This is a genomic window from Nocardia sp. NPDC058640, assembly GCF_042716995.1.
Lineage (GTDB): Bacteria > Actinomycetota > Actinomycetes > Mycobacteriales > Mycobacteriaceae > Nocardia.
Window position 1 is genome coordinate 232,632 of the sequence record NZ_JBHXRG010000005.1, and the last position, 11,011, is coordinate 243,642.

11 protein-coding genes and 1 riboswitch are annotated in these 11,011 nt (G+C 67.3%); of the genes, 7 read left to right on the forward strand and 4 right to left on the reverse strand.

The window, feature by feature from the left end; translation table 11 throughout:
- From ACFWU5_RS10385 to ACFWU5_RS10395, 3 genes are all read right to left on the reverse strand, one after another.
- Window positions 1-591, reverse strand: coding sequence for a phosphatase PAP2 family protein (locus ACFWU5_RS10385; protein WP_379266886.1), 591 nt, complete (start codon window positions 589-591; stop codon window positions 1-3).
- A 22-nt stretch (window positions 592-613) separates the two neighbouring features.
- Window positions 614-1,492 carry an NERD domain-containing protein gene (locus ACFWU5_RS10390; protein WP_379241771.1) on the reverse strand — a complete coding sequence of 293 codons (879 nt, stop codon included), beginning with the start codon at window positions 1,490-1,492 and terminating at the stop codon, window positions 614-616.
- A 90-nt stretch (window positions 1,493-1,582) separates the two neighbouring features.
- Window positions 1,583-2,980, reverse strand: a complete 1,398-nt coding sequence (locus tag ACFWU5_RS10395) for a DUF2252 domain-containing protein (RefSeq protein WP_379266887.1) — start codon at window positions 2,978-2,980, stop codon at window positions 1,583-1,585.
- A gap of 115 nt (window positions 2,981-3,095) precedes the next feature.
- On the opposite strand from ACFWU5_RS10395, the gene ACFWU5_RS10400 reads away from it, so the two are divergent.
- The 6 genes from ACFWU5_RS10400 (at window position 3,096) to ACFWU5_RS10425 (ending at window position 7,050) form a co-directional block, all read left to right on the forward strand.
- Window positions 3,096-3,737, forward strand: coding sequence for a CDP-alcohol phosphatidyltransferase family protein (locus ACFWU5_RS10400; protein ID WP_379241986.1), 642 nt, complete (start codon window positions 3,096-3,098; stop codon window positions 3,735-3,737).
- 42 nt (window positions 3,738-3,779) lie between these two features.
- Window positions 3,780-4,178, forward strand: a complete 399-nt coding sequence (gene gcvH / locus ACFWU5_RS10405; protein ID WP_379241773.1) for a glycine cleavage system protein GcvH — start codon at window positions 3,780-3,782, stop codon at window positions 4,176-4,178.
- A 176-nt stretch (window positions 4,179-4,354) separates the two neighbouring features.
- Complete coding sequence (locus ACFWU5_RS10410) at window positions 4,355-4,840, forward strand: FHA domain-containing protein (protein ID WP_379229676.1); 486 nt, start codon at window positions 4,355-4,357, stop codon at window positions 4,838-4,840.
- Window positions 4,841-4,919: 79 nt separating this feature from the next.
- Window positions 4,920-5,702 (forward strand): MerR family transcriptional regulator, encoded by a 783-nt coding sequence (locus ACFWU5_RS10415; protein ID WP_379241774.1) that lies wholly within the window; start codon window positions 4,920-4,922, stop codon window positions 5,700-5,702.
- A 157-nt stretch (window positions 5,703-5,859) separates the two neighbouring features.
- A complete protein-coding gene (locus ACFWU5_RS10420) occupies window positions 5,860-6,333 on the forward strand; it encodes a bifunctional nuclease family protein (RefSeq protein ID WP_056817654.1) in 474 nt (157 codons plus the stop codon).
- 159 nt (window positions 6,334-6,492) lie between these two features.
- Window positions 6,493-7,050 (forward strand): MerR family transcriptional regulator, encoded by a 558-nt coding sequence (locus ACFWU5_RS10425; protein WP_379241775.1) that lies wholly within the window; start codon window positions 6,493-6,495, stop codon window positions 7,048-7,050.
- 19 nt (window positions 7,051-7,069) lie between these two features.
- Here the strand turns inward: ACFWU5_RS10425 and ACFWU5_RS10430 are convergent, their stop codons facing one another.
- The gene (locus ACFWU5_RS10430; RefSeq protein ID WP_379241776.1) at window positions 7,070-7,426 is read right to left on the reverse strand and encodes a DoxX family protein; all 357 of its coding nucleotides are present in this window, start codon (window positions 7,424-7,426) and stop codon (window positions 7,070-7,072) included.
- A gap of 212 nt (window positions 7,427-7,638) precedes the next feature.
- Window positions 7,639-7,738, forward strand: a riboswitch (glycine riboswitch).
- A gap of 159 nt (window positions 7,739-7,897) precedes the next feature.
- Between ACFWU5_RS10430 and gcvP the strand changes: the two genes are divergently transcribed.
- Entirely contained in the window at window positions 7,898-10,708 is a 2,811-nt protein-coding gene (gene gcvP / locus ACFWU5_RS10435) for an aminomethyl-transferring glycine dehydrogenase (RefSeq protein WP_379266888.1), read from the forward strand.
- Window positions 10,709-11,011: the final 303 nt, after the last annotated feature.

Genomic DNA, 11,011 nt, shown 5'->3' on the forward strand with positions numbered 1-11,011 from the left:
TCAGGCGCGCGGCTCTCGGTCACCCCGTAGGGCGTCGGAGATCCAGCACAGGGCGATCGACATGGCCGCGGCCGCTGCCGCCCCGCCGAGGACATCGGTGGGGCGGTGGTACCCCAATGCGGCCATGCCGGGGGTGATCACGATCAGCGCCAGCACGGTCAGCACCGCGACCACGACGCGCGTCAGCCGGTCGGTCACCAGACACGCGAAAGTCGTTGCCACAGCGACCATATGGACCGTGTGCCCGCTGGGGTAGGCGAGGAAGTCATGAAACTGCCGGTCCCACAACGGTTTCAACAACCACGTGTTGACAACCAACGCGACCTCGGGCACCACCAGCATCGTCACCGCCTGCCACCACTGACGACGCAGCACGAACCAGGCGCACGCGGCCAGCAACAGCGCAGCGACCACCGGCGCGTTACTCGGGATCACCAACAGTGGGGCCAGACCGGGGGAGACCTCGGGGACCGCTGAATCCAGCTCGCTCGCACCGCCACCCGCGGAAAACGTCAGCGGAATCGCCGCGGTGACGGCGGCACCGGCACCGATCGCGGTCACCCGGGCGACGGTGGCGCTGCGGACATTCACGCCCGCGACGATAGCCGCCGACTCAGGCCGGACCGTAGGTGAGCACCGCCGTGACCACGAACCACAGCACCCACACGATGGCCACGATCATGCCCAAGGCGAGGGTGATTCGCAGGAACGCGGCCCCGAAATCGAGATCGCCGCCGACGCGCGGATACAGCTTCCACGGGCTGTACCAGGGCGCGACCAGCCCCCGCGACTGCGCTTGCTGCTCGAGCTCGGCCTGCTCGTCGGCGTACTGCTCCGCTGCCGCCTGCGTGGGGCCGCCGTGCCACAGCGTCACATCGATCGGGCCCAGAAATCCCTCGTTGAGCAGGTCCTGCGGTGCGGGCAGGTACGGCAGGATGCCGAGGCCGCGGAACGCGATGGCGATGTCGTTGGCCGTCCACAGGTTGTGTTCCTTGGCGGCCAGGAACTCGAAATACTCCTCGAGGCGGTGCGGGTCGTCGGTGACGATCACATCGAAACTCGGGTCGCTCCACCCCTGATGCACGTCGATCTGCGCGCCGGGCATCGGCACGATCAGGCCGAGGCCGTGCACCGCGCGCTGGCCCAGCCCGCGCGCGGCGAGATAGTCCTGCAGGGCGAAGGTGTGGTCGCGTGAACGTTCCAGCGGCGTCGACTTCTCCGCGCCCGCGAACTGCGCCAGCTCACCGGAGACCATCCACGGACCGTTGAGCGGGATCTCCAACACGCCGTCCTGGGGTGCGGTGAACGTCTCGGCCTCGATCACCACGCAACTGGTCGGAGTCCAGACCACCGCGTCGAACTGGTGCAGCTTGTCGGCATGGAACAGGCTGCAGTTGATCGTGGCCACGCCGCGCGGGCTGGACAGGTCCTTCCAGGTGCGCATCCAGTCGATCAGCGCCGACTCGGCATCGCTGCCAGCCGGATTCTGCACGCGCACGAGCATGGAGACCGCCCTTCGTTGGTCGTTCGCGCCGGCGTGGCGAAATCGAGCCGAGAACCGTTGGCGTACATCGTAGCTGGATCAATCCTGTTCGGCGGCGAACGTGCCCGCCTCCACCGCGGCGACCAGCTCGGCGTGGTCGGCCTCGGTGCGGTCGGCGTACCGCACCGCGAACCGGGCCACCGCCTCCTCGAACCGGTCGTCGTCGTCATCGTCGGTTTCCAGGTAACCGGCCAGCGCGCGCGGGTCCAGCGAGCGGGCGTGCGCGCGGGCCAGCAGTGCGCCCGCCAGGCGGCCGTAGTCGTCGAGGTCGTCGGCCGACAGGGTCGCGGGGTCGATACTGCCCTTGAGGTTGCGGAACTGGCGCACGATGAACGGCGTCGATTCGTCGAGTTCGATGGTGGTCCAGCCCAGCAGGATGTCGGTTTCGGACTGCACGGTCCGCGCGCCGACCACGATCCGCTCGCCCTCGTGCCGGGGTGCGGTCGGCGGCAGGAACGGCGTGAGCGAAGACGGGCGCGCCTCTTTCACCTGCAGCACGACCGCTTCACCCTCGTTGCCGTGCAACAGCGCCACATAACTGTGCAGCCCGACACTGCCGGTGCCCACGATGCGAAAGGCGACATCGGACACGGCGAACCGGTCCAACAGGTTGCGGCGGGATTCGCGAATGGTGCCCGCGTACTGCTGCAGTCCGTCGATGACCGCGTTGCAGACCTGCTCGTCGACCGCGGTCAGCACCGGCGGGTCGCTGACGAAACGGTGCTTGCGGATATCGGTCTCGTGGTCGTCGATGGCTTGCGTCCACTTCGCCACCACCTTGGCGCTGGTGTTCTTGCGAGCCTTCTTCGCGGCCTTCTTGAAGTTATCTAGGAGATCCTCGGCCTTGGCACTGGTCAGGATCGACTCGTCGGGCAGGGCCGTCCACGACTGCATGAACGGCATCTGGGCCAGTTCGGCCACGGTGTTGCGGTAGGAGCGGGCGGCATCGCGCGCGGCCCGCACACAGTCGTCCTCGTCGGCGCCGCTCTCGCGCCCGGCCAGCACCAGACTCGCCGCCAGACGTTCCAGATCCCACTCCCACGGACCCATCACGGTCTCGTCGAAATCGTTGATGTCCATGACGATCTCGCCACGTTGGGTGCCGTAGAGGCCGAAGTTGGCCGCGTGCGCGTCACCACAGATCTGGGCGGTCAGACCGCTGTCGGGCCCCGCGGCCAGGTCGGCGGCCATCAGCCCGGCGGCACCGCGGAAGAAGGTGAACGGCGACGCGATCATTCGACCGATCCGCAACGGGATCAGACGTTCGATGCGGCCACGGTTGCTGGTGTCGATGAATTCGCGCACCGACGGTCGATCGGGACTCTCCGCCGCGCGGTCACGCTCGGTGACGGGAACCCTCGCCCTGGCGGCGCGGCCGCGTGCGCGGGCGTCCTCGGCGGAAACGTAGGAGCGCAGATCAATACCACTGTCGGACACGACTGCCCAGGTTACCGGGTCCGCGCGCGGGCGGCGGCGCCACGCGGTACACCGCAGCGGATCCACGGCGTTTCGGCGTGGCCGGATGGCGCGAGCGGGGGTGGCTGCGGTAAGCATGGGCGTGGCAACCGAATCGGGACGGCCGAGCACGCACGACACCGACACCGGTGGTGTGTTCAGCGACCGCATCCTGACCGTGCCCAATGTCTTGAGCATCCTGCGACTGTTCGCCATCCCGGTCTTCCTGTGGCTGATGGTGGTCCGGCATGCCGACGGCTGGGCGTTCATCATGATGATCGCCATCGGTTTCACCGACTTCCTCGACGGCAAACTCGCCCGATTGCTCGACCAGTCCACCCGGCTGGGTGCGTTGCTGGACCCGTTCGTCGACCGGGTGTATCTGGTCACCACCCTGGTGGCGTTCGTGGCCCGCGGGCTGATTCCGTGGTGGCTGGCAGTGATCTTGATCGCTCGCGACCTGGTGTTGACCGCGTGCCTTTCGGTGTACAAGCGCCGCGAACTGCCCGCGCCGGAAGTGATCTACCTGGGCAAAGCCGCCACCTTCGCGTTGATGTCGGCGCTGCCGTGGCTGCTGACCGGGGAGATGGACTGGGCGGGCGCCGGTTTCGGCTGGGCGTTCGGTTGGGCACTGCTGATCTGGGGTACAGCGCTGTATGTGTGGACCGGGGTGCTCTACGCGGGGCTGGCTGTCGCGGTGGCGCGATCGACACCGCCTGTGCCGCACCGCGGGAGCTAGTCGATACTGTTACGCGCAACGTCGACGAGGAAAGGACGTCCAGTGACCCGGACCCCTGAGGAACTGCGCTACACCGAAGAGCACGAATGGGTGCGGCGGACCAGCCCCACGGCGGTCCGTGTCGGCATCACCGATTACGCCCAGTCACAGCTGGGTGACGTCGTGTTCGTCCAACTGCCCGACGTCGACAACGACGTGACCGTCGGCGACAGCATCGCCGAGGTCGAGTCGACCAAGAGCGTGTCCGACATCTACGCACCCCTGAGCGGCAAAGTCGTTGCGGTGAACGAGGATCTGGTGCAGGCACCGGAAACACTGAACACCGATCCGTACGATGCGGGCTGGCTGTTCGAGCTCTCGTTCGACGACGAGGCCACCCTGGACGCGCTGCTGAGTGAACTGCTGGATGCGGCGGGTTACCAAGGAGTTATCGGGGGCTGACGCAGCCTTCACAGTTCTCCCTGCACGGGCACGCCCCGGCAGGGTACGGTCAAAGCCAAGCGGATACGTCGGGGAATCGACGCCGGGATCTTTCCTGGCGATGTGATCGCGCCGGTCGTGTCGCCGAATACAGCACCTGTTTGCATGGATAATCAGGTTCGAGGAGGAGAGAAACGGTGAGCGAGAACAGGGACCCGGGTTACGGGGAAACCGCGGCCGAGACGACATCGGTCTTCCGCGCGGACTTCCTCAACGAGGTCGACGCGTCGCGCTCCGCAGAGCCGGCCGGCGAACAGCCGGTTCAGGGCGTCGAGGGCCTGCCTGCCGGCGCGGCCCTCCTAGTGGTCAAGCGTGGCCCGAACGCGGGCTCGCGTTTCCTGCTGGATCAGCCGACCACCTCGGCAGGCCGCCATCCCGACAGTGACATCTTTCTCGACGATGTCACCGTCAGCCGTCGGCATGCCGAGTTCCGTCAGGACGATGACTCGTTCCAGGTGGTGGATGTGGGCAGCCTCAACGGCACCTACGTCAACCGGGAACCGGTGGATTCGTCGGAACTGCAGAACGGCGACGAGGTCCAGATCGGCAAGTTCCGACTGGTCTTCCTGACCGGTCCGCGCGCGCAGGCCAACGAATCGGCGTCGGGCGCGGGGTCGCGGTGACCCCTACGGTACTGGTGTCCGCGAGGTTCGCGAAGGGCACAGTGCTGTGACAGGGGCGGCGCAGTGGGCGCGCGGAGGAATGTCGATCGGCTCCGTACTCGACCTGCTGCGACCAGATTTTCCCGACATCACCATCTCCAAGATCCGGTTCCTCGAATCCGAGGGCCTGATCCGGCCGGAGCGCACACCGTCGGGATACCGGCGGTTCTCGGGCTCCGACTATGAACGGCTGCGTTTCGTGCTGACCGCGCAACGTGATCAGTACCTGCCGTTGAAGGTGATCAAGGAGCAGTTGGAAGCGATCGACAGTGGTGCGGCGACGTTGGGCGTGCGTGAAGCGCGCGCCCGCGCGCACTCCCACCACGGCACCGCGGAAGCCGGGCACGCTGTGTCCGGTTCCGTGGGTGTCCACGGCGAAAGCCATACCCCGCCGCGACGCCTCGGCGTCGTTCCCGGCGAGATCACCCCGGAAGAACTGCGCGTGGACATCGGCGTTCGGCTCACCCGAGCGGATCTGCTGGCCAAGGCCGATATCGACGACCGCTTCCTCGACGATCTCCTGCACGCGGGACTGATCGTGCCCGGTGCGGGCGGGTTCTTCGAATCCGATGCGGTCACCCTGGCCAACGCGGCCAAGGCGATGGCCGAATTCGGTTTGGAGGCACGGCATCTGCGCGCGTTCAAACTCGCCGCCGACCGTGAGGCCGCGCTCATCGCGCAGATCGCCGCGCCGATCGCGAAGAGCCGCGACGCCGACGCGCGCGCCCGCGCCGAGGAAACCGTGCGCGAGCTCGCCGCGATCTCACTGAACCTGCACGCCGCACTGGTGAAGGCCGCCGTGCGCGCGGCGCTGGGCGGCTGACACACCCGGCACGGTGATCAGGTATCGCCCCGGCCACACACCGATTTCGGCTCGAACGACTCCGATACACACCCCAGAATTCGCCTAGACTCGTTGATACGGCCAGCTGTGCAGCTGTCGTGCCGGCCGGCGGCGAGTATGGGAGGCAGGACACTTCATGAGTGAGATGCGCGTCATCGGCATCCGTGTCGAGCAGCCACAGAACCAGCCCGTGCTGCTGCTGCGAGAAGCGTCAGGGGAGCGGTATCTGCCGATCTGGATCGGGCAGGCCGAGGCGACCGCGATCGTGCTCGAGCAGGAGGGGGTCACCCCGATCCGGCCGTTGACTCACGATCTGATCAAGATCCTCATCACCGACCTGGGCCACACCCTCAAGGAAGTGCGGATCGTGGATCTGCAGGAGGGCACCTTCTACGCCGATCTGGTCTTCGACGGCGACCTGCGGGTCTCCGCGCGGCCCTCGGATTCGGTGGCGATCGCGCTGCGCGTGGGGTGCCCGATCTACGCCGAGGAACCGGTGTTGGCCGAAGCGGGACTGGTGATGCCCGACGAACGCGAGGACGAGGTCGAGAAGTTCAAGGAGTTCCTCGAGTCGGTCTCGCCCGACGATTTCAAGGCCACCGACAGCTGATCACGAATTGGTAAACCTGAAGTAGAGGTCTAGGGAATCGCTGGCCTAGGTGCTTGGTGAAGCAACACCGCAGGTCGGACAATGGCAGGAGTAACCTCGAAAGTCGGGCAACATCCATCGTGACTGGCGACCCGAGAACGTCGGCAGAAGGAGCGGTCAGTGGAAGAACAGACGCAGGATGTCGTACAGCCTGGCTTGTTCCCGGACGATTCGGTTCCGGACGATCTGGTCGGCTACCGGGTGCCCAGCGCCTGTCAGGTCGCGGGCATCACCTACCGGCAACTGGATTACTGGGCCCGCACCGGGCTGGTCGTGCCGTCGATACGGGGCGCCGCGGGTTCGGGCAGTCAGCGGCTGTACTCGTTCAAGGACATCTTGGTCCTGAAGATCGTGAAGCGGCTGCTGGACGCGGGCATCTCTTTACAGAACATCCGCATCGCCGTGGATCACCTGCGCAGCCGTGGTGTGGGCGATCTGGCCGGGATCACCCTGTTCTCCGACGGCACCTCGGTGTACGAGTGCACCTCACCCGAGGAAGTCGTCGATTTACTGCAGGGCGGCCAGGGCGTATTCGGCATCGCCGTCGGCGGTGCCATGCGTGAGCTGACCGGCGCGATCGCCGCCTTCCCGGCCGAACGCGCCACCGCGATCACCGACCGACCCGAAGACGAGCTGTCCTTCCGCCGCAAGGTGCGGGAGAACCGCAAGACCGGTTAGTTCGCCTCGTGCCGCGGGGCTACCAGGCGCCGTGATAGAGCAGGCCGAGCGTCAAGGCGGCCACCGCGGTAGCGAGGAACACGATCCCGCCGACGACATTGCGGGAGCCCACTCGCAGGTGGGCGATGATCGCGCCGATGAAGTACAGCACCAGGCCCACGGCAGCGAGGGTTCCCAGCAGCGGCACGGCCAGTCCGGCCAGCAGGCCGACGGTGCCCGCTGCCAGCAGGAGGCCGAGCACCGGCACCCACTTGCGGGGCACACCCTTCATATCCGCCTGGGTCTTGGGGTATTCGTGGCCGATCAGGTAGGTGACGGCGGCGGCGCCGTTGAAGACCGCGCCGAGGATGGTGACCGTGAGGTAGGCGGCGAACACCGATTTCTCCGTTTCTGCGGGACAGCTGTACTGCGGGCACTCCCTCGCGGAATGCGGTTGTCCTCCATGATGATTCAGTGAGCCCGTTCGCGCCATCGGGAGACGGTCAGGCGCACTGATGAGCCGCGCCGCCCGATGCCGGCCTCTTCTGCGCGCCGGAATCCGGCCCGAATTCTCGGCGTGGCGCAAATGCCACTAGACTGGGCGGGCGTCGCCGCCGTGCGGGAGAGTCCTTGATTCGTGAGAATCCGGGCGCCGAAGGAGCAGCACCTCCCCGTCAATCTCTCAGGCAACAGGGACCGCACGGTGATTCGACGCCTCTGGAAAGCGGTGGCATCCGGCTGCCCGCCCACGGGGAAAGGGACACCGGTCTTTGTGGTCGGCTACCGAATCTCTCAGGCGCACAGACAGAGGGGGAGGGCTGGTATCCGTCGACCCTACGGTCGACCCGCCCGACCTGGAGCTGCTGCCGTGACCCGTTCGTTTGCCGACCGCCACATCGGACCCGATTCCGACGAACTCGCCCGGATCCTCGCGACCATCGGCGTCGAGTCCATCGACGCGTTGGCGACCACGGCGCTGCCCGCCACGATCCTGGACGAGTCCGGCCTCGGTGCGCTGCCCGCCCCCGCTTCCGAGCACGAGGTACTCGACGAACTGGCCGCGCTCGCGTCGGCCAACACCGTGGCCACCTCGATGATCGGCCTGGGCTACTACGACACCCTCACCCCGCCGGTGCTGGTGCGCAACCTGCTCGAGAACCCCGCCTGGTACACCGCCTACACCCCGTACCAGCCCGAGATCAGCCAGGGCCGCCTCGAGGCGCTGCTCAACTTCCAGACCATGGTGTCGGACCTGACCGGCATGGACGTGGCCAATGCCTCCATGCTCGACGAGGCCACCGCCGCCGCCGAGGCGATGACGTTGCTGCGCCGCGCCGGCAAGTCCAAGTCGAACCGGCTGCTGCTGGACGCCGACCTGTTCCCGCAGACCAAGACCATCATCGGCACCAGGGCCGAACCCCTCGGTATCGAGATCGTCGAAGCCGACCTGTCCACCGGGCAACTGCCCGAGGGCGACTTCTTCGGCGTGATCGTGCAGACGCCGGGTGCGTCGGGTCGCATCGTCGACTGGACCCCGGTGTTCGCCGCCGCCCACGAGCGTGGCGCGCTGGTCGCCGCCGGTGCGGACCTCCTCGCGATGACGCTGATCACCGCTCCCGGTGAGCAGGGCGCGGACGTGTGCTTCGGCACCACCCAGCGCTTCGGTGTGCCGATGGGCTTCGGTGGCCCGCACGCCGGCTACCTCGCCGTACGCACCGCCTTCGCCCGACAGCTCCCCGGTCGCCTGGTCGGTGTGTCGGTGGACGCCGACGGTGACCTGGCCTACCGCCTCGCCCTGCAGACCCGCGAGCAGCACATCCGCCGCGAGAAGGCCACCTCCAACATCTGCACCGCCCAGGTGCTGCTGGCCATCGTGGCCGCCATGTACGCCAGCTACCACGGGGCCAACGGCCTGCGCGCCATCGCGCGTCGAGTGCACGCCCATGCTGTCGCCGTCGCGACCGGTCTGGGCGGGGCGGCCGTGCACGGCGCCTTCTTCGACACCGTGCTCGCACAGGTCCCCGGTGGTGCGGAAGCCGTTGTCGCCAAGGCGAAGTCGAAGGGCATCAACCTGCGCCTGGTCGACGCCGACCACGTCGCGATCGCCTGCGACGAAGCCACCACCGACGCGCACGTGGCCGCGGTACTCGAATCCTTCGGCACCACACAGACTCCCGAGCAGGGCGGCAGCACCGAACCGGTCGCGATCGAGACCCGCACCTCGGACTACCTGACCCACCCGGCCTTCACCCGCCACCACACCGAGACCGCGATGCTGCGCTACCTGCGCGCGCTCTCGGACAAAGATATTGCCTTGGACCGCAGCATGATTCCGCTGGGCTCGTGCACGATGAAGCTCAACGCGACCGCCGAGATGGAACCCATCACCTGGCCCGGTTTCGCCCGCCTGCACCCCTTCGCGCCCCTGGAAGACACCCCGGGCATCCGCAAGCTCATCACCGACCTCGAGCAGTGGCTGGCCGAGATCACCGGCTACGACGCGGTGAGCCTGCAGCCCAACGCCGGCAGCCAGGGTGAATACGCGGGCCTGCTCGCGATCCGCCGCTACCACCTCGATCGCGGCGACGACCACCGCGACACCTGCCTGATCCCGTCCAGCGCGCACGGCACCAACGCGGCCTCGGCGGCCATGGTCGGCATGCGCGTGGAGGTGGTGAAGTGCCGGGCCAACGGTGACGTCGACCTCGACGACCTGCGCGCCAAGATCGCCGACCACGCCGACCGGCTGGCCTGCATCATGATCACCTACCCGTCCACCCACGGCGTCTACGAACACGAGGTCGCCGAGCTGTGCGCGCTCGTGCACGACGCGGGCGGTCAGGTGTACGTCGACGGTGCGAACCTCAATGCCCTTGTCGGCCTTGCCCGTCCGGGTCGGTTCGGCGGCGATGTGAGCCACCTGAACCTGCACAAGACCTTCTGCATCCCGCACGGCGGCGGCGGTCCGGGCGTCGGCCCGGTCGCGGTCGGTGCGCACCTGGCGCAGTACCTGCCCGGTGACCCCCTCGAGGCCGGTTCGCACGCGGTGTCCGCGGCCAACTACGGTTCCGCGTCGATCCTGCCGATCACCTGGGCCTACATCCGGATGATGGGCGCGGAGGGCCTGCGCGCGGCGACCCTGACCGCGATCGCGTCGGCCAACTACATCGCCCGCCGCCTCGACGCCTACTTCCCGGTGCTGTACACCGGCGAGAACGGCATGGTCGCGCACGAGTGCATCCTGGACCTGCGCGAGATCACCAAGCAGACCGGTGTCACCGTCGACGATGTGGCAAAGCGCTTGGCCGACTACGGTTTCCACGCCCCGACCATGAGCTTCCCGGTGGCGGGCACCCTGATGGTGGAGCCCACCGAGAGCGAGAACCTCGAGGAGATCGACGAGTTCATCGCGGCCATGATCGCCATCCGCGGCGAGATCGACCAGGTCGCCGCCGGTGTCTGGCCGGTGACCGACAACCCGCTGCGAGGTGCCCCGCACACCGCGGCCAGCCTGGTGCGCGAATGGGACCACCCGTACAGCCGTGAGACCGCCGTGTACCCGCGCGGCATCGGTCACGCTCGCCCGAAGGTGTGGCCGTCGGTGCGCCGCATCGACGGTGCGTTCGGTGACCGGAACCTGGTCTGCTCGTGCCCGCCGATGGACTCGTACGAAGACTGATCGACACCCGAGAGCGGGCCTCGCCGAACTGTTCGGCGGGGCCCGTTGTCGTTCGGGCGGGCCAGGTGACGGTTGGGTCGCGACAGGGTTGCTGAAGGTGAATTCTTTGGGCCCGTATTGTTCGCGTGTAACAAACTATTTGTTCAGTTGTTTCGCGCCCCGCGAATGTCCAGTTTGTTGTCTCGAGAAGTTGGAACCCGCGAATAAGTCAAGCCCCTAGTATTGGCGGGAGTTGATTCGGCAATATGACCGGGCGACACGCGCGAGATCTGGATGTGTGGCTCTTCAGCCATGTGTCGCCCC

Coding starts and splice junctions, on each gene's coding strand:
- ACFWU5_RS10420 (WP_056817654.1), top strand. CDS start 5,860: ATGAGTGAGATGCGCGTCATCGGCATCCGTGTCGAGCAGCCACAGAAC.
- ACFWU5_RS10400 (WP_379241986.1), top strand. CDS start 3,096: ATGGGCGTGGCAACCGAATCGGGACGGCCGAGCACGCACGACACCGAC.
- ACFWU5_RS10415 (WP_379241774.1), top strand. CDS start 4,920: ATGTCGATCGGCTCCGTACTCGACCTGCTGCGACCAGATTTTCCCGAC.